12 protein-coding genes and 1 pseudogene are annotated in these 19,357 nt (G+C 64.7%); 3 read left to right on the top strand and 10 right to left on the bottom strand.

Annotated elements, in window-relative coordinates; translation table 11 throughout:
• Positions 1–3 precede the first annotated feature (3 nt).
• From ACP7D4_RS13390 to ACP7D4_RS13380, 3 genes are all read right to left on the bottom strand, one after another.
• Positions 4–978, bottom strand: coding sequence for a S66 peptidase family protein (locus ACP7D4_RS13390; RefSeq protein ID WP_426209540.1), 975 nt, complete (start codon positions 976–978; stop codon positions 4–6).
• Between the two features lie 84 nt (positions 979–1,062).
• Complete coding sequence (locus ACP7D4_RS13385) at positions 1,063–3,888, bottom strand: TonB-dependent receptor domain-containing protein (protein WP_426209539.1); 2,826 nt, start codon at positions 3,886–3,888, stop codon at positions 1,063–1,065.
• A 78-nt stretch (positions 3,889–3,966) separates the two neighbouring features.
• Entirely contained in the window at positions 3,967–5,688 is a 1,722-nt protein-coding gene (locus tag ACP7D4_RS13380; RefSeq protein WP_426209538.1) for an ABC transporter substrate-binding protein, read from the bottom strand.
• A gap of 155 nt (positions 5,689–5,843) precedes the next feature.
• Between ACP7D4_RS13380 and ACP7D4_RS13375 the strand changes: the two genes are divergently transcribed.
• The 3 genes from ACP7D4_RS13375 (at position 5,844) to ACP7D4_RS13365 (ending at position 9,019) form a co-directional block, all read left to right on the top strand.
• On the top strand, positions 5,844–7,082 hold the full coding sequence (locus ACP7D4_RS13375) for a nucleoside recognition domain-containing protein (protein ID WP_426103741.1): 1,239 nt from the start codon (positions 5,844–5,846) through the stop codon (positions 7,080–7,082).
• Positions 7,083–7,087: 5 nt separating this feature from the next.
• Positions 7,088–8,533, top strand: coding sequence for a D-alanyl-D-alanine carboxypeptidase/D-alanyl-D-alanine endopeptidase (dacB, locus tag ACP7D4_RS13370; RefSeq protein WP_426209537.1), 1,446 nt, complete (start codon positions 7,088–7,090; stop codon positions 8,531–8,533).
• Positions 8,534–8,614: 81 nt separating this feature from the next.
• Positions 8,615–9,019 carry a VOC family protein gene (locus ACP7D4_RS13365; RefSeq protein ID WP_426209535.1) on the top strand — a complete coding sequence of 135 codons (405 nt, stop codon included), beginning with the start codon at positions 8,615–8,617 and terminating at the stop codon, positions 9,017–9,019.
• On the opposite strand, the gene ACP7D4_RS13360 is transcribed toward ACP7D4_RS13365, so the two are convergent.
• The 7 genes and pseudogenes from ACP7D4_RS13360 to ACP7D4_RS13330 all read right to left on the bottom strand — a co-directional run bounded on the left by ACP7D4_RS13360 (position 9,020) and on the right by ACP7D4_RS13330 (position 19,333).
• Positions 9,020–12,247 carry a beta-1,3-glucanase family protein gene (locus ACP7D4_RS13360; protein ID WP_426209533.1) on the bottom strand — a complete coding sequence of 1,076 codons (3,228 nt, stop codon included), beginning with the start codon at positions 12,245–12,247 and terminating at the stop codon, positions 9,020–9,022.
• Between the two features lie 329 nt (positions 12,248–12,576).
• Positions 12,577–13,179, bottom strand: a complete 603-nt coding sequence (locus ACP7D4_RS13355) for a M15 family metallopeptidase (protein ID WP_426103745.1) — start codon at positions 13,177–13,179, stop codon at positions 12,577–12,579.
• 352 nt (positions 13,180–13,531) lie between these two features.
• A pseudogene (locus ACP7D4_RS13350) lies at positions 13,532–14,383 on the bottom strand (N-acetylmuramoyl-L-alanine amidase); the annotation flags it as partial.
• 38 nt (positions 14,384–14,421) lie between these two features.
• Complete coding sequence (locus ACP7D4_RS13345) at positions 14,422–15,333, bottom strand: N-acetylglucosamine kinase (protein WP_426209531.1); 912 nt, start codon at positions 15,331–15,333, stop codon at positions 14,422–14,424.
• Between the two features lie 13 nt (positions 15,334–15,346).
• Positions 15,347–16,990, bottom strand: coding sequence for a glycoside hydrolase family 10 protein (locus tag ACP7D4_RS13340; RefSeq protein ID WP_426209529.1), 1,644 nt, complete (start codon positions 16,988–16,990; stop codon positions 15,347–15,349).
• Between the two features lie 132 nt (positions 16,991–17,122).
• Complete coding sequence (locus ACP7D4_RS13335) at positions 17,123–18,406, bottom strand: MFS transporter (RefSeq protein ID WP_426209528.1); 1,284 nt, start codon at positions 18,404–18,406, stop codon at positions 17,123–17,125.
• A gap of 45 nt (positions 18,407–18,451) precedes the next feature.
• The gene (locus ACP7D4_RS13330; protein WP_426209527.1) at positions 18,452–19,333 is read right to left on the bottom strand and encodes an N-acetylmuramic acid 6-phosphate etherase; all 882 of its coding nucleotides are present in this window, start codon (positions 19,331–19,333) and stop codon (positions 18,452–18,454) included.
• Positions 19,334–19,357 lie beyond the last annotated feature (24 nt).

The raw sequence follows: 19,357 nt of genomic DNA, 5'->3' as shown, positions 1-19,357 counted from the left end.
GGGTCAGGTCACGGCTGGTTCAAGCAGCGTCACCGTTTGTCTGAGCGTGTCCAGGCGCGCCATGATCCCCATCGGCAGCGTGAACTGGTGCCGGATATGCCCGAACGAATAACCGCTCACCGCCGGCACCACCAGCGCCTTGAGATGAATGTCGAGCGTCTCGGCGAGCGTGAGCGAGGTCTCGCCGTCATTAGGCACGCAGTTTTCGCAGATACCCACCATCACCGCCGCAGCACGGCGCAACCCGACTGCCAAATCGAGCTGCGTCATCCAGCGGTCGATCCGGTACGGCGCTTCGTTCACTTCCTCGAGAAACAGCAGCGCGCCCCTGAAGTCGGCCGCATACGGCGTTCCGGCCAGCGCGCGCACCGCGTTCTCAAGCGCCATCGGAATGGTATATGTTGGCTGCGGCTCCATCAGCACGGCCAGCATGTGCGTGTTGGTGTAGTCGGACGGCCCGGACCCGGCCACCGGGCCATGAAACGTCACCAGCGCCGCGTGCCGGTGGATCGCCAGGTGCAAGGCAGTGATGTCCGAGTAACCAATCAGGATCTTCGGGTGGGCCCGGATCAGCCGGTAGTTGAGCGAGGACAGCAGAGAGATGCAACCCGAGCCGCCCCGGATGCACCAGATGGCCTTGACGTCGGGGTCGCGAAACATGGCGTGCAGGTCGTCGCAGCGCTGCTGCACCGAGCCGGCATAATTGCCATGCACGGCGCGCAGGTGGGCGCCTTCGCGCACCCGAAAGCCAAGCTGCCCGATCTTGTGCACTGCACGCCGAATCGCCTCGTCATCGGTATGCCCGCCGGGGGCCACCAGCGCGATGGTGTCGCCAAAACGCAGGCGCGGCGGCTTGATGAGGCGTCTGTGCACGGCGCGCGAAGACGCATGCGCTGCGGCCGGCAGCGCCGAAGCCCCAGCCGCCGCTGCCGCCAGTGCGGCGAACGCGCGCCGTGTGATCTTCTCGCTGCTGGACATGGCTGCCTGCCGTAAAACGTCTGAAAAAAGACAAAAAAAAGCCCGGTGGCAGGCGCGTGCCTGCCACCGGGCCGACTATAGCACTCAAAGGAATTTATAGTTCGCCATCAGGGTGAAAGAACGTCCGCGCGGGTCGGCCACGCGCGGCTCCCACGAGCTGCCCGCGCCCGTATTGCTGTCGTAAGTGATCGCGAACGGCGGATCCTTGTCGAACAGGTTCTTGACGCCGACCGTGAGCGTCAGGTTCTTGATGGCGCTCCAGGTGGCGCTGGCGTGGAAGATCGAGTACGCATCCACCTTGGGATCGTAGTTTGCCGGGGTGACGCGCCCGCTGGCGACGCCGGGCAGCACCTGGTCCTGGTAGCCGCGCCGGTAGATGTTCTGGAACAGGCCGCTCCAGTTGCCCCGCTTGTAGCTGACGTAGGCGGTGTGCTTCCACTTCAACCCCAGGTCGCCGGTAAAGGTGAACACGCCCACCTCGCTGCCGCCGAAAGGCGCGTCGGGCACGGGCCGGTTCTTTTTGCGCAGCAGGTAGGAGCCGTCGATGCCCGCTCCCCACGCGCCTTCCCACAGCTTGCCGTTGGTGCGCGCGCCCGCTTCGATGCCGCGCGTGATGCTCGAACCGGTGTTGGCGAAACGCTGGTCGATGGAGACCAGCGTCCCGGCCGCGTCGCGCTCAAAACGCTCGGGGATCAAGGCGTAGTTGGCCAGCATGGTCGACAGCGGCAGCGCGCGAATGGTGTCGCTCTTGCGGATCTCCCACAGGTCCAGGCTGGCCGAGAAGGCCGGCATCGGCTCGAACACCACGCCGATCGATCCCTGCTTGGCCGTTTCCGGCGCCAGCGTGGCACGCCCGCCCGTGAGGATGACGGGGTTGACCGCTGCGCAGCCGGCCACGGTGCTGTCTACCTTGCCGCTGGCGCAGGTGGCCGGGTCGGCCAGGTCGCGCCCCACATACGCCGATTCGGTGCGGCCGCCGAACAGCTGGCTGAAGGATGGCGCGCGAAAGCCTTCGTTGTACGAGCCGCGAAACAGCAGCTGCTCGATCGGCTGGTAGCGAAACGAGACCTTGGGGTTGACGGTCACGCCAAAGTCCGAATAGTCGTCGCGCCGCACGGCGGCAGTCAGTTCCAGCGCGCGCGTAACGGGAATGAGGACTTCTGCATACAGGGCGCGGATGGTGCGGCTGACCTTGTCGAGGGCGTTGACGTCGTCGAAGGGCGCATTCAGAATCACCGGGCGCGTGGCCGCCGCGCGCAGGTCGCCATTGAATTTGTACGCTTCCTTGCGGATGTCCATGCCCACCGCCGCCATGACAGCGCCCGCCGGCAGCTTGTAAATGTCGCCCGACAGCGACGCGTCGAAGGTGGTGGTGGTGGTGCGCCCGCCATACAGCACCACGCCCGCCGCCGAGGTACTGTTGATCAAATCCAGTGCGGCTTGCGACTGCCGCTCGCCGGGCGCAAGAAAGGGGTTGATGGCGCCGGTGCCCAGCGCCGCGGCCAGCGCCGCCGTGTAGTTGTAGCCCTGGTCCAGGGTCGACTCTGACTCGCTGAAGGCGCGCCCCAGCCCCGCCTTGTAGTCGAAACGGCCGAGCTGGCCGTCGGCGCCCAGCTGCACGCGTCCCGCTCGGCTCTCGGTGACGATTTCGCGGTTGCCGCAATCCATGCAGCGCCAGCGGTAGGCAATCGGCAAGCCGCGGTTGGCGGCAATGGACGGGAACACGGCCACGAGCTGATTGAACACCCCGTTATAGGCAGCGCCAGTGGACGGGTAAAACGAGCTCGCCGGGAAGGTAAGCGCGCCCGGCGACACCTGGTTGGACGAAAAGCGCTTGGCCACATCGGTCTGCGAACCCACTACTTCGGCAAACAAGTTGTGGCCTTTGAGGTCAAAAGTGGCGCGCGCGACAAAATTGTCGTTCTTGACGGGTTGCTGCAGCACCGCCGCGCGGCCCGTGTCGTAGGCGCAGCCATAGGCGGCCGAGGCTGTGTCCCACAGCTTTTCATCGTACGGCCCCATGCCGTCAACCGAGGCGCAGCCGGCGCCGCCGGGCAAGTCGAGCAGGCTCACGCCCGAGTAGCCCTGGGTGCCGCCGGCCAGCGTGGGGCCGGTGTTGCTGCGGCGGCTGAAAATCGTGTCACCAAGCGTGGTGGCAAACACATTGGCAAACGGCGCGCCGCGGGTGTCGGGCGAGAGGCCGCGCTCGGGCTGGAAGGTGTTGACGAAGTCGCGCTGGTCGCCCCGCAAGGCCTTGTTTTTGCTGGTGGAAGCGGCCAGCAGAAAATTGTAGCCCTGCTCTTGCAGGTCGCCAAAACCGCCCGTGACCTGGTAGCGGGTGATGTTGCCGCCGCCCGCTTCGGTGACGTCGGTAAAGGCTTGCGCTTCGAGCCCCTTGTAGTTTTTCTTGAGAATGAAGTTGATGACGCCGCCAATCGCGTCGGTGCCGTAAATGGCCGAGGCACCATCCTTGAGCACCTCGACCCGCTCGACGGCCGCAAAGGGAATGGCATTGAGGTCGACCGCGGACGCTTTCATGCCGTGAGTCGCCACGCGCCGGCCATTGAGCAAAATCAAGGTATTGTCCGATCCCTGGCCGCGCAGATTGGCCGACGAGGCGCCGTTGTTGCCGCGCTGGGCGCCCGACGTCACGTCGGCATTGCTGGCCAGGTTGTCGGACCCGTTGCCATTCACGTTGAGGGTGGCGATCAATTGTTCGGCGTTGACAATGCCTTGCTCCTCAAGCTGGCGGCGCGAAATGATTTCCAGCGGCAGCGCACCCTCGCGGGCAATGCGCTTGATGCTGCTGCCGGTGATTTCAACGCGCTGCATGGGCGCCGCCTCCTGGGCGACGGCCGATCCGGCAATGCCGATCAGGGCGATCACGTGCGCGAGCTTGGTCAACTTCACGGCAGTCCTCCTTCAGTTTTGACAATACCGACAAATATGACATGCCGATTTCAGCAATGGCGCACGCCACAGGACGCTTTACTGGCGCTGGAGCGCGCGCTGGCGTTGGTCAACATCTATATCGAGATAGCGCCAGGTGGTCAATTCCACCGGGTGGCGAACGTAGTTTTTAAGCCACGGATGGCGGATATCGGCCGAGATAGGATGGGTTAGCGGCACCCATGGGTTGTAGGCATGGATCAGCTGATTCATCTCGCCATACAGGGCCTGGCGCGCCGGCGAATCGGGCAGCGCGCGTGCCTGCTCGTAGCGCTGGTTGTAGGCGGGAAGGTTGAAGCGCGCATAGTTGGCGCGTCCGCTGTTGGGTCCGTACAACAACTGGTAGAAATTGTCGCCATCGGGAAAATCCGCAATCCAGTTACTTTCGAACATTTGCACCTTGCCCAGCCGCGACGCCTTGATGATCTCCGGCTTCTTGTCGGTCTTGAACGCCACGCGCAAGCCGATGGCATTCAGGTTTTTGCGCCACAGTTCGTCGCGCAATCGCCCGCCGACCGTCGCTTCGCTGTGCATGTTCAAAGTGAGCGCTTCGCCTTGCGGGCCGCGCCGAAAGCCGTCCGCATCGCGCTGGCGGTAGCCGAAGCGCTCCAGCAAGGCCTGCGCCATTGCCTTGTGGTACGACACGGGGCTGCGGTAGGCCGGATCGTAGCCCAGCACATTGGGCGGCAGCGGCGACTCGGCGCGCAGCGCAAAGCCTTTTTTGAGCAGGCTGATATCTTCTTCGCTGTTGTAGCTGAGCGCAATGGCGCGCCGCAGCGCCACTTTTTCCTTGGTGTAGCCGCCGATGACGCTGTCTTCCATGTTCATCCACATGTAATAGGTCTGCAGCACGGGAAAGCGGGTCAGTTGCATGCCGCGCGCGGCCAGATCGCTCTTGAGCTTGCCGTTGCTGATCACCATGTCGGTCATCGATTCGGGCACCTGCTCGAGGTAGTCGTAATCGCCCTTGAGAAAGCCGAGCACGCGGCCCTGGAATTCTTCGGCAATCTTGATCTCCACCCGGTCCAGCAAAGGCTTCGGCGACGCCTGCGGGTTAGCCAGCAGCACGATCTTGTCGCTACGTTTCCACTCGCCCACCATGAAAGGGCCGGTGCCCACCGGATGGTTGCCGGCCTGGCCGGGATAGGCGTCAATCACTTCGCGCGCCACCACGCCGGCGGCGGGCGTGGCCAGGTAAAACAGGAAATTATTGTCCGGCTTGGACAGACGGATGCGCAGCGTGTAGCGGTCGATTGCCTGCAGGCCAGCGATCCGGGTGGCGTAGCTGAAGTTTTGTTTGAGTGCTTCATCGCCGGCGATCTTGCCCTCGAACAGCGACAGCCAGGGCGACTTGAGCGCCGGGTCGTACAGCCGCTGCAAGCTGTAAACATAGTCGGCTGCGGTCAACTCGCGCTGCTGGCCCTTGAAGGCGGGGTCGGCGGTGAAATAAATTCCCGGACGGAGCTTGAAGGTATACGTCAGGCCGTGCTCGCCGATCACAGGCAAGCCAGCGGCCGTATTGCCGCGCAGTGCGACAGGGCGCTGCAGATAGTCATAGCGCAGCAGCGGATCGAACAGGTTTTCAAGCACGCTCAGGCTGGCGAGGTCGGACGCCACGGCCGGGTCCAGTCCCGTTTCGCTGGTGGTCAGGTAGGTGTGCAAGACCTTGTCCGCGGCCTGCGACGGGGGCGCTGCGGCAAAGGCGGCGGCAGCGGTGGTGGCAGCTATGAGGAGGGCGGCAAAACGGCGGCTGATCGGCATGGTCGGTCCCTGAGGTAGTCGCCACATGATATGCGAGCCCGTGCCCCGTCTCAATTTTTTACATACCGAAACTGCATACATTCATCAATTACTGGCAAGCTACGCCTATACTCACGCTGCACCATTGGCACACTTACTTTATAGATAGTAGCGACATGGCACTTAATTACATCTGGTCTGGCTTTTTCCTGGTCGGCTTCGTGGCCGCGCTGCTGCAGTGGCTGTTTTTGGGCGACACCGAGATTTTCAAAAAAATTATCGACGGCACCTTCGAGTCCGCCAAGATGGGCGTCATGGACATTGCGCTGCCGCTGGCCGGCGTGATGACCTTGTGGCTGGGCATCATGAACATTGGCGAAAAGGCGGGCGCCGTGGGCTGGCTGGCGCGCGTGATCTCCCCGTTTTTCTCGCGCATCTTCCCCGACGTGCCGAAAGACCATCCGGCCACCGGCCACATGGTGATGAACTTTTCGGCCAACCTGCTCGGCCTGGACAACGCTGCCACGCCCTTCGGTTTGAAGGCGATGGAAAGCTTGCAGACGCTCAACCCCATCAAGGAAGAAGCGAGCAATGCCCAGATCATGTTTCTGGTGCTGCATACCTCGGGCCTGACCCTGATTCCACTGGCCATCATGGCGCAGCGCGCGATCCTGCACGCGGCCGATCCGTCCGACATTTTTATCCCGTGCATGATCGCCACCTATGTCGCCACCGTAACCGGCATCGTGGTGGTATCGATCAAGCAGCGCATCAACCTGCTCAATCGCGTCGTGCTGGGCTGGCTGGGCGGCATGACGGCTGCTATCTGCGCCCTTATTTTTTACTTTACGCAATACCTGACCAAGCCGCAGATCGAGTTGGTGTCCAAGGTATCGAGCAACCTGATCCTGTTCTCGATCATCATCATTTTCATCGTCGGCTGCATGCGCAAGGGCGAGAACGTGTATGACGCCTTTATCGAAGGGGCCAAGGGCGGCATCCAGACCTCGCTGACCATCATTCCCTACCTGGTCGGCATGCTGGTGGCGATCAGCGTCATCCGCAATTCGGGCGTGCTGGGCTTTATTGTCGGCTTCCTGGACACCTTGTTTGTGAACCTGGGTTTGCGCACCGAATTCATCCCGGCCCTGCCGACCGCGCTGATGAAACCGCTGTCGGGCAGTGGCTCGAAAGCGATGATGATCGACGCCATGAAAACCTACGGCGTCGACTCCTTTGTCGGCCGCCTGGCCTGCATTTTCCAGGGCTCGGCCGACACCACGTTTTATATCGTCGCGCTGTATTTCGGCTCGGTCGGCATCAAGCGCACGCGCTACGCGATCACGGCGGGCCTGATTGCCGACTTTGCCGGCATCTGCGCTGCAATTGGCGTCGCTTACCTGTTTTTTGGATGAACCGCATGCTGCGACCCCTGGTCCTTGCCGTCCTGCTTGCCTGCGCCGCTGCCGTCCGGGCGCAGTTGCCGCCACCCGTTGTCCAGCAACTGGCGGCGAGCAAGATCCCGGAAGACGCCATTGCCGTGCTGGTGCTGCGCGGCGATACGGCGCTGGTGTCGCACTTTGCCGAGCGCGCCATGCAGCCGGCCTCCACCATCAAGCTGCTCACCACGCTGGTGGGGCTGGAGCAGCTCGGCCCGGCATTTCGCGGCCGCACCGAGCTGCGTAGCGCGGCCCCCGTGGTGCAAGACACCCTGATGGGCGACCTGATTTTGCGAGGCGGGGCCGACGCCGACCTGACCGGCGAAGCGCTGACCGGCATGCTGCAAGCGCTGCGCAACCAGGGCGTGCGCAAGATCGATGGCCGCCTGGTGCAGGACCGCCAGCTGTTCAACCCGGCGCGCAGCGACCTTGGCGTGCCGCCGTTTGACGCGTCGCCCGACGCCTATTACAACGTGATTCCGGACGCGCTGCTGGTCAACAAGAACATGCTGCTGATCGACATGCGCTCGAGCGCCGCCGCGGTGCAAGTTGCGATGCAGCCACAGCTGGACCGGGTGACCATCGAATCGGGCTTCACGCTGATCGACGCCGACTGCGCCAAATGGGAAGACGGCTGGAAGCAGCCGCAGGTGGTGCGCGAGGCGGACGGCAAGATTCGCATCCGGCTTGTGGGCACCTTTCCAAAAAACTGCGCGCGCGGCAACAGCATTAACGTGCTGGACCGGCAGGATTATGTCGACCGCCTGGTACGCCAGGTGTGGAAGCAGCTGGGCGGCGAAGTCACCGGCCCGGGGCTGGACGCGGCCATGCCGGCCGACGCGCGCTTGCTGGCCGAGCACGTCTCGCGCAGCCTGCCCGAAGTAGTCCGCGACATCAACAAGCCGTCCGACAATACCTTGGCGCGCACCGTGTTCTTGAGCCTGGGGAGCCTGGAAGCCGATCTTGTGGCCGGCAGCCATCCGGCACCGGCGAGTCCGGCGCAACCCACTGTCAGCCGCACCGACCTGGCAATCCGCAACTGGATGCGCAAGCAGGGCATCAACGATGGCGGCCTGGTGCTGGAGAACGGCTCCGGGCTGTCGCGCACCGAAAAAATCAGCGCCTTGCAAATGGCTGGCGTGCTGCAAGCCGGGCTGCGCAGCAAATGGGCGCCGGAATTCCAGTCCAGCCTGCCCATTGCCGGTATCGACGGCACCATGCGGCGGCGTCTGAAAGACAGCCCCGCCTACGAGCGCGCGCGCATCAAGACGGGCGGCCTGAGCAACGTGATGGCGATTGCCGGCTACGTGCCGGACGCCAACGGCCAGCTGTGCATAGTGGTGGCGATGATCAACAGCGAGCGCGCCGGCAGCGGCCGCGCCGCCCTCGACGCCCTGATCGACTGGGTCTCCCGTTCCACCCAGTAAAACCCTCACCCGGGGGAGATTGCGCGCCATGTTGGCTGGGGCAGTGCCATAGTGGCGACTCCAAGTGCGCGGGAGTTCGCCATGCAGCTGTATGTCAACATCGATGTCGACGACGTCGACAAAGCGGTCGCTTTCTATACCAAGGGACTCGGGCTGCGTCTTTCCAGGCGCCGGTTCAACGGCGCGATAGCTGAACTGGCCGGCGCGTCATCGCCCATCCACCTGCTGCCCAAGGCGGCAGCGAGCGCGACGGCACAAGGCGCGGCCACGCGCACCTATGCGCGCCACTGGACACCGGTACACCTGGATTTTTGCGTGGAGGATCTGGACGCGGCACTGCAGCGCGCGCTGGACGCAGGCGCCAGGCTCGAAGGCGAGGTGCGCCAACATGCCTGGGGACGGATCGCCACCCTGGGCGACCCGTTCGGGCACGGACTGTGTCTGATACAGCTCGCGCCCGGCGGCTACGCGAACGTCGCCGGCTAACTACTGGCCGATGGTATAGGTCACCGACACCGGCGACGGCGTGAAGATCGACGGGCTATGTCCGCCCACGTCGTCATACGAAAAGCCATATGCCAGTCCATTGAAGCTGTGCCCATGCCAGAACTTCGTGAAAAAGTTCGCTGGCCTGCCCGCCGGGTAAAAATAATCGGCGTTGTACCAGCGATCGGACGGCTGTTCGGCCACATGCCGGTTGAGCGCCGCGCACAACTGCGCCTGCAGTTGCAGCTGCTTGTCGTGCTTGGGCGTGTTGGGCGTGGTGCCGGTGGCGTCGTCAAGCACGCCGTTACCCAGCATGACTTCGGTGGTGCTCGGCTTGCCGTAGATTTTGTACGTGTCCACCCCGTCGCTGAAGGTGAACACATCGTCCAGACCCACGCGGCCGGTAAAGGTTGGCCAGGCGCCTACCTTGAGCACCAGGTTTTCGTTGCGATACTTGTTCCAGATGTCGCTGATGTACGCGTCCAGGTAGGCTGCGTTGTCGCCGCGCGGCTTGTCCTGGGCGCCGGTGGTGACGTTCAGGCCATCGTTGAAGGTGCCGTGCGCCGGCGCCATGATGCGGTATGGCGCATAGGGCGCTTTTGCCAGGCCCGCAAATTCGGCCGGCGTCTCAAGGATGAAGCGGGCGAAGATCTGCTCGCGCGTCTCGAGCAAGGTCTCGCCGACGGTGGCGTCATAGCCGTCAAGACCGGTCACGCGCAGCTTGAGCGGAAAGCCGAAAATGTCGACCCGGCTGGTGTTGACAAAAATGCCGGGATAGTCGCTGGCCGGGCGCGCGCGGTTGATGTTGAATTCGCCGAAATCAAAGGTGGTGTTCAGATTCGGGTCGCTGCTGTTTTCCAGGTCCGGACCCGCGTAGCCGGTCTTGCCGTTGATGTCGCGGTTGATCTGCACCAGCACCGGTTTGCCAACGCTCATATAAATGCGCGCCGACTCGATCGCCGGGATCGTGACCGATTTCGCCTGCGCCAGGCTGACGCCGTAATTGGCGTAGCCCTTCTCGCGCCCGGGAATGGCAATCGTGTTGTCCGCTTCGCTGACCGGCACCAGTTTGCCGCCCTGGTCCGCGCGCACGTATTGGCCTGTCACCCAGTCCTTGCCGATGATGACCCAAAAGACTTTGTCGTCCGTGTACTTGCCGCCGGTGCCGTTGACAACGGTAAAAGTGGTCATGCCGTTCCATGCCGATTGCGCGTTGTTGGTAATGGTGTAGGTGCGCGACACCACGGCCGAATCCTTGCCGTCCCTGGTCGCGAGCGCCTTGAGCGTGAAGGTGTCGCCGAACTCGGGCGACTTGGCCAGCCACACGGCGCCGTTGAACTGCGGCGAGGTGCGCGTCGGCGTGGTGCCATCCCGGGTGAAGTGGATCGTCGCGCCCGGCGTTGCGGTGAGCATGTTGACGCCGATCTGGGTCGCGTAACTGCCCGACGCATGCGACAGCGTTGGCGCGGCCACCGTGCAGCCGGCCGGGGTCTGGCTGCAGGCCGGCGCGATGTCGTAGGTGGCGCTGGCGCGGCGCGACTGCTGCAAGTCGGGCCGCACGGCGATGGCGTTGATCGTCATGGCGCTGGCAACGAGGATGGGTGAACCTGCCACGAATAGGGACGAGGCGAGCGTTGGCGCGCTGCCGTCGCGGGTGTAGTAGATTTTCGTGTCTGCCACCGAGCCGGCCGGCAGCGCCAGGTTCACGCTCTGCTGCGTGGCATACACGCCGCCCGCCGGTGACAATACGGGCTTGGCCACCGGGCTCGGGCAAGTCGGCGAATCAGGCGCATCGTCGCCGCAAATGTTATAGCTGTACCAGGCGCTATCCTTGTTGCCGCCGGCCGGCGCGGAATAGGTGAACATATACGATATTTTTGCGCCGGTGGACAGCGGACTCAGGGCGCTTGCCTGCCAGCGCTTTTGGGCCGCGTCGTAGCTCATGTTTTCGTCGCGCTGGGCGCTCTGCACGCCGTCGCGCCCGGTGACGTAACTGTGCGCGATGAGCGTGGTCGGCCTCCAGGCGGGCGCGAACCAGACGCGCGCAGTGGCGCCATCTTCGGCCACGCCCTGCGTAAAGGTGTCGCCGCCGCCGGCAGTGATGGTGAAAACGGCGGCTGCGATTGCCGAATTGTTCATGCCGCTTTTGAGCGCAATCGCCCTGACCGTGGCGCCCGGCGCGGCCACGCTGAAGGCGCCGCCATACAGGGTGGACGCGGCGCTCGGCGTGCTGCCGTCGCGCGTGTAGCGGATCACCGCGCCGGCTGTGCTGGTGCTAAGGGTGACGCTTTGGGCCGCGCTGAACGTGCCGCCGCCCGGCGTAATGGCAGGCGTGGCGACGGTGCCGCCCGCAGCGCCGCGCGTCCAGCTAAAGCCGGTGGCGTCGCGCGCTCCGGTCGATGTCATGTAGGTAAAGCTGTAGGCCAGCGAAACCGCCGCGCCCGAGGCGACCGGCAGCGTTACTTCGTGGCGCGCGCCGCTGTAGGCCATGCTGACGTTCTGCTGGGCGCCGCCATTCAAGCTGGTGTGAATATCGACCCAGTCCGGCTTTGGCGAGCGCGCAAACCAGACGGTGAGCGTAGTGCCGCTGTCAACCACGCCCTGCGAAAAGCCGCTGTCGCTGCTGCCGATGGTGTAGGTGGCGCTGGCGCTGTCGGAATTGGCCATCCCGGCTTTGCTGGCAATGGCGGTGATGGTGGCCGTGGCCACGACCGTGATCGGGTTGGCGCACGCCGTCGGCGCTGCGCCGTTGACAGCGCACTGCAGCGTGGCCCCGCTGGTGGTGCTGCTGACGCTGACCTGTTGTGGGCCGCTATAGGAGCCGGACGGCAGCGAGAAAACCGGCGTGGCGACCTTGCTGGCCGCGCCGGGGACGGGCGACGAGGCCCACGGTGAATCGTAGGCCAGGCCCGCCTTGAAGTAGGTGAACTGGTAGTTGACGCTCTGGCCCACGCTGGCGCTCACGCCCAGCTCATAGCGCGCGCGGGTGGTGTTGTAGCCCATGCCGACGTTTTGCTGCGCGCCGCCGGCGACGTTGTAGTGGGCGATGGCCTGGGTCACCGAGGCGCCCTGCAGCCAGAGCGTGGCGGCGCCGTTGATGTTGTCGACGCCGGCGGTGTAGTCCGCAGCCTTGGCGGGCCGCCCGAGCCCGAGTCCGAGCCCGAGCAGCAGCATGGCAAGCAAGGCGAAGAAAAGCCTCCGGTAGTGGTCTGTATGATTGGTGAACATGCGATGTGTCTCCATTTTTAACTGTTTTTTTGGGTTGTGCTCCTGACTGACGGTGTTCGACGGCGCGTGAGGTCCTCCTTCGTCTGGATGGAACAAGGCGGCAAGCCAAGGCGCGGCCATGCCTGCCGTCATGGCATGCGAAAAAATGGGTATGGAAGGATGCGTGAGTGAAGTGGCGGGCAGTGACGATTGCCAGCAATGTCAATATACGTGCCTCGGGAAAGCGCTGTCAACAAAAAATTGGAAGCGTTTCCGTTTTTGTTTGAAAGCCTGCAAAGCGCAACGGCTGGATGTTAGTCGTCGCGCCAAGCCCGTAAGCCACATCGTCTTCAGGTCACCCGCTGAAACGTCCGACGCACCAGGTCGCGGTCGCCAAAATCGTAATGCCACCACTCGCTGGCAATCCCGGCGAATCCCGCATGCGCCATCGCATCGCGCAGCACCTGGCGGTTCGCGACCTGCGCCGGCGTGAGTTCGCCGCGCGCCAGCAGCAACGCTTCCAGGCCAGGCTGCGAGCGTTCTGTCAGGTCGTCAAAGCCGGTGCCCATGTCCACTTCGTCCCCCGCCGCGTCAAGCAGCGTGATGTCGAGCGCCATGCCGAACGAGTGGATCGAGCCGCGCGCGGGGTCGGCCAGGTACAGCTGCAGGCCGGTGCCGGCGAGCGCATCCCACAGCTGTTGTTGCACGCGCTGTGGGCGCACCGCGTCCAGGATCAGGGCAGTGTAGCCGGGATGGTTGGCAGCCAGCCAGGTCACGGCTGCTTCGAGGCCGGCGGCTGCCTCGCAATGCAGCCAGGCGCAGTCGAACGGGCCATACAGGTCGCGCCCGACGAAGTTGTACGGTGTTGCGTAGCGCAAGTCAATCGCGATGCCGGCCACGCTCGACAAGTGCCGAAACTGCGGACTGTTGGCGAGCGCGGAGATGAGCGGCATGTCAGGGTCGGGTGGGCGCCAGCATGGCCGGTTCGACAGGCACCGGCACCGGCTCGGCGGGCACTGGCGGCGCCGGATTGGCAGGGGCCGGGGCCGGAACCACCGGCGCAGGGATGGCCGGAACGACTGGGGCCGGAACAACTGGCGCCGGAACAACCGGGGCCGGCACGACTGGCGCGGGAACGACTGGCGCAGGAACGAACGGGGCCGGAACAACGGGTGCCGGAACGACTGGCGCTGGAACAACCGGGGCCGGAACAATCGGCGTTGGAACGACCGGCGGTCGCACCACTGGCGCCGGCAACAGCAGCACCGGCGGCGGCGCTGCCGGAACCGCAGACAGCGGCGTAGGATTCATCGCCTCGAGCAGCGCTGCCGTCTCGGCGTCGGGAAACCCGCCGAAATCGGCGGGCCGGTACTTCATCTGGAACGCGCTGAGCACTACGCGCGTCTGCTCGTCGATCGCGCCGGTGCGCAGCACCGCATAGCCGTGCGCGGCCAGCTTTTGCTGGAACCAGCGGATATCCGGCAGCTGCTGCGCGTACAGCGCGCGGCCCGCCGCCACCCTAACCGCATCGGGCCACTGCACCAGGCCGGCCCTGGCCAGCTGTGCCCAGGGGAACATGGGACCGGGATCCTGCTTGCGTTGCGGTGCTATGTCGCTGTGGCCCAGGATGTTCTCGGGCGGGATCTGATGGCGCGCGGCGATGTCCCGTATCAGCAAGATCAGCTTGTCGATCTGGGCCTGCGGGAACGGGTAGTACACCCGCCCGTTCGGCCCTTCGGTAAAGCCCGGGTTGACGATCTCGATGCCGATCGAGCTGCCATTGAGCAGCGTGTAGTTCTTCCAGGACGACACGCCCGCATGGTTGGCCTGGCGCGCTTCGTCCACCAAGCCATACACCACCGGCTCGCGCTCGTCGGTGACCAGGTAATGGCTGCTCACCTCGTCGCGGGTCAGGGTCTTGAGCGAGCGTGGCGCGTCGCTCACCGTGTAGTGCACGATGATGAACTTGACACGGCTGCTCTGCCCCCTGGACGAGTAGCTGCGGTCTATTTCGAGTATGACGGGTGCCGGCGCCTTGGGCGGCGCCTTGCGGGGAACTGGCCGCGGACGGGAAACCGCTGCCGGTAGCGGCGGCGGCGGTGCGCTGGCGCAGCCGGCGAGCAGGGCGATCAGCAGGGGGACGAGCAGTTTTTTCATCGGTGGCATGGGTCGGTATGCGGTATGCGGTATGCGGTTCAGGGAGCTGCGGCGACGGCCATGCGGGCCGCTGCATGGTGCGCCTGGGCGCCGGATTGCATCAAGCTTATCGCATCGGGCAAAGCCGTGCGCATGGAAGCGAAAATCGATGCGTGCAGGCCGGCGGCGCGCCCGGCCAAAGCCACCGGTCGCGGTCCCAAGCGGGCGCACAGGGCGCTTGCCAGGCGCGCCAGTTCGCGCCCCGCCTGCGTCAAAATGGCCGCCGCCACCGGGTCGCAGGCGGCGCTGGCGGCAACGGCCAGCGCCAGCTTGCCGACGGCGCCGCGTTCCTGGCCGTAGATGAACTGGCGCGACAGCGCCCAGTCGTCGCCGCCGATGTGCGCGAATACTGCCTGCGCCATGGGCGAGGCGCGCCAGCGGCCGGGCTGCTCGTCTTCGCCGCGCCAGATGTGGCGCAGCGCTTCGCGCGCGATCCAGTAGCCGCCGCCGCCGTCGTCCAGGCACACGCCGCGCCCGCCGGCCCGATGGAACTGGCCCGCGTGGTCGATAAAGGCGCCAATCGACCCGGTGCCTGCGTACACCAGGTAGCCCTGGCCGGGAGCAAAGCTGGCCAGGTAGGCGCTTTCGATGTCGCTGCAGACCGTGACGGCCGCCGGCGCCAGGCCAAACAGGCCGGCCAGCATGCGCTGCAACGCGCCGCCGTCGCCGCCAAAACCGGTCACGCCCGCGCGCACGGCGCGCGGGAGCGCGTGCACGTTCACCTGCCGCGCCAGCAGCGCCAGCGTGGCTTGCACGCTGTCGCGCCCCTCCGCGCTGCCCATCTGCAATGCCGACCAGCCGGCCGCTTCGCCTTCGGCCACGATGGCGCCGTCAACGCTCGCCAACGCCCAGCAAGTGCGCGTGCCGCCGGCGTCAATGCCCAGACCATACGGTGAAATGGTGTTGTCCATGAAGCTTGCCCTGCTATTTGGCTTTGGCGGCCGGCGCCTCGGCCACAGCGGCCAACGAAACGCGCGCGCTCTCGTTGCCAAGCCGGTCGACCGCGCTGACGACAAAGGCGTCGGCGTCGGCCGGCGCATTCCACTCGGTCTGGGATGCGGGGGCCGCGGCAAAACGCCACGTGCCGCCCTGGCGCGACCAGATCGCGTAGTGCGCCGTCCCCTTGCCCGCGGCCAGCCTGAGGCTGACCGCGGCGCCGGCGCGCCTGACGAGCACCCCCGGTACTGTGGCCGGCTCGGTGCGCAGCCATGGCGTGGCCGGCACCAGCGCCTGGCCGGCGTACTGGCCGGCCTTGAGCTGGTCGCCGATGCCCTGGCGGTTGTCCATCAGCGCGGCCATGCTGAAGTGAACGTGGCCGGTCGCGTTCGGACGGCTGCGCGTGACGCCGATCTGCCTGACGATTTCGTCGGCCGTAAAGGCTTTGCTCGAGGCGCCAATGCGGCTGGTGAACAGGCCCGGCCAGACATGGCGGGCGTGCCGGTTTTGCGCCAGCCAGTAGTCGAGCAGCGTGCCGTAGGCCTGCGCCGTCTGGCTGACGGGCCAGTACAGCTGCGGCGAAAAATAATCGAGCCAGCCGTTTTCAAGCCACAGCTCGGCGTCCGCATACAGCCGGTCGTACTGGCTAAAGCCGACGATCCCGCTCGGACGGCGCTCCGGCTTGCCGATGCCGAACGGGCTGATGCCAAAGCGCACCCAGCTTTTTTCGGCGTGGATGCCCTTGTACAGCGCTTCGATCAGCTGGTTGACGTTCTGGCGCCGCCAATCGGCGCGTGCCAGCGTGCCGCCGCCGCCGATGTAGCGCTGCCACGCCGGCTGGTCCGGAAAATCGAGTTCGCCCTTGCCGCCGCCGCCTTCCAGCGCGCCTTCGGAGCCCTGCTCGATCGGGTAGGGGTAAAAATAATCGTCGATGTGCACGCCGTCGATGTCGTAGCGCTTGACGACGTCGAGAATCACGGCCAGCGTCTGCTTCGACGCCGCTTCTTCGGCCGGATCCATCCATAAAAAGCGTCCGTACGACTTGACCGCCTGCGGGCTGGTTCTGGAAATGTGGTTGGGCGCCACCGGCGACTTGGCCGTGGCGTGGCGCGCCCGGTAGGGATTGAACCAGGCGTGCAGTTCCAGCCCGCGCGCGTGTGCCTGGGCGACCCAGAACTTGAGCGGGTCGTACCAGGGCTGCGGCGCCTTGCCTTGCGCGCCGCTCAGGTATTCGCTCCACGGCTCGATGTCGGACGCATAGATGGCGTCGGCGCCGGGGCGCACCTGCAGCACGATGGCGTTCAGGTTCAATGCCTTGGCACGGTCGAGAATGGCGATGGCTTCGGCCTGCTGCTGCAAGGCCGACAAATTCGACTTGCTGGGCCAGTCGATATTGGCCACGGTGGACACCCAGGCGGCGCGAAACTCGCGCGGCGCCGGCGGAGCGTTCAGGTCGGCCGATGGCGGCACGGGGGTGGGCGCGCCCGGACTCTTGAGCGGCTTGGCCGGTGCGGGCGGCGTCGGCTTGACGGCCGGGGTGGTCGTGGTACAGCTGGTAACCAGGCCGCCGAGCGTCAGCGCGCCCGCCATGCCTGCCAGCGCGAAAGCGCGTTTCTTCAAATTAGGCTGCAAAACCGGTCCTCAATATGGTTGTCGCCGGCGCGCGCATTGGCTGCATCGTGGGCAAGATGGCGAAGCATAAAGCAAACTGGCTTTCGCTGGAGTTCGGTCCGGCGCATGCGCCGCCATCGACGACATGTAAAACTAGGCCGACGAGGCCGGCGCCTTTTTCCCGAACTCCGGATCGATCTTGACCAGCGCGGCCATCAGGAACGCCGGCAGCGTCATCGCGCAAATGTAGATGAAGAACTGGTGATAGCCCAGGTACTCCTGGACGCGGCCGCTGTACATACCCGGAATCATCATCCCCATCGCCATCAGGCCGGTGCAGATCGCATAATGGGCCGTCTTGTGCACGCCGTCGGCCACCATGATCATGTACAGCAGCAGCGCAGCGAAGCCGAAGCCGTAGCCGAATTGCTCGAGCGCGATGCCGGCCGAGATGACAACGATATCTTGCGACATGTAGGCAGACAGGGCGACAAACATCAGGTCCGGCACGTGGACCGCGAACACCATCGGCCAGAGCGCGCGCTTGAGCCCCACTCGGGATATGAAGTAGCCTCCCAGCAAGCCTCCCAGCGTCAGGAACAGCACGCCGACGGTGCCATACACCAAGCCTACCTGCGCGGTCGACAATCCCAGGCCGCCCTTGGCCAGGGGATCCCGCAAAAACGGCACCACCATCTTGATCAGCTGCGATTCCCCTAGCCGGAATGTCAAGATGAAACCGAGCACCAGCAAAATGTCCTTGCGTGCGAAAAAGGCGCCGAAGGTGGCAAAATATTCCTTGATGTAATGGTCACCCTGGATCACCTTGCGGTCGCTCTCCGGGCGCGGCAGGATAAAACTGTGATACACCCACAGCGACAAAAAGATGAGTGCGAGGATGGACAGCGAGATGGTCCAGGCAAAGGCTTTGTCGCCCGTGCGCTCGGTGATTTTCCCGGCCAGATACACCAGTCCACCCTGGCCGGCAATATTTGCCAGCCGGTAAAAGGTGCTGCGCACCCCCACGAATGAGGCTTGCTGGTCTTGCGGCAGGGCCAGCATGTAAAAGCCGTCGGCCGCGATGTCATGGGTTGCCGAGCTAAATGCCATCAGCCACAAAATGGCCAGGCTGATTTGGAAAAAACCCGGCAAAGGCGTGGTCAGCGCCACCGAAGCCAGCGCCGCGCCAATGATGAACTGCATGCTCACCGTCCACCAGCGCTTGGTGCGGAACATGTCGATGAAGGGAGACCACAGCGGCTTGATGACCCAAGGCAAATACAGCCAGCTGGTGTAGAAGGCGATGTCGTCGTTGCTGACCCCGAAGTCCTTGTAAATGATGACCGACAGTGCCATCACGACGACGTAGGGAATTGCTTGGCCAAAATAGAGCGAAGGAATCCAGCTCCAGGGATTGTTCACGGACGCTTTTTGCATGGTTCTTTCGTGATCGGCCGGTCCCAAGCTGCTAGCGCTTAGCTGCTAGGCAGCAAGCGCCTGGCGCACGCTGCCTCGCGCCGCCTCAAGCAGCACCCGGGCCTGGTCGATACTGGTTTTTTTGCTCAGGGCCACAATGGCCACCTTGACATGGAAATCGCATTCTTCCAGCACCTCGCGGGCGGCGCGTTCATCGGCGCCCGTGGCGTACATCGTCAGGGCAACCGCGCGCAGCACCAGCTTGGCGTTGGTCGGCTTCAAGTCTACCATCAGGTTGCCATAAACCTTGTTCAAACGCACCATTAAAGCGCTCGAAAAAGTATTCAGGGCGATTTTCTGCGAGGTACCGGCCTTCAGGCGCGTGCTGCCGGAAATGACTTCGGAACCGGTGTCGAGCGTGATGCCGATCTGCGCTTCGGTGGCGACGGGGGCGTTTAGGTTGTTGGCAAAGCCGATCGTCAGCGCGCCCAATTCGCGCGCCACGCGCAAGGCACCCAGTACGTACGGCGTGGCGCCGGAAGCGGCCAGCAAGAGCACCACGTCGTTGACGCCGGGATTGGCGTCGCGCAGGTCCGCCGCGCCCTGGGCGCTGTCGTCTTCAGCGCCTTCGACGGCGACGAACATGGCGTCGAGGCCGCCGGCGATCAGCGCCAGCGCGCGCTCATGCGGCCAGGAAAAAGTGGGGTAGAGCTCGACGCTGTCGAGCACGCCCAGGCGGCCGGAGGTGCCGGCGCCCACGTAGATCAGGCGCCCGCCCGCTGCGATGCGCGGTACGGCGGCGGCCACCGCGCGCGCAATCGCTGGCGCTGCCGCGCGCGCCGCATTGACGGCATTGGCCTGGTCGTCAATCAATACGGCGACCAGTTCATCGGTCGGGTACAGGTCGAGATCGGCATGACGCGAATCGGGGGTTTCGGTCTTTAACATGCGCAGTGGGCTTGGTGGCGATGA

This window comes from Massilia sp. TWP1-3-3, assembly GCF_049897805.1.
Taxonomy (GTDB): Bacteria; Pseudomonadota; Gammaproteobacteria; order Burkholderiales; family Burkholderiaceae_D; genus Telluria_A.
This window is presented reverse-complemented; position numbering and strand designations above follow the sequence as displayed.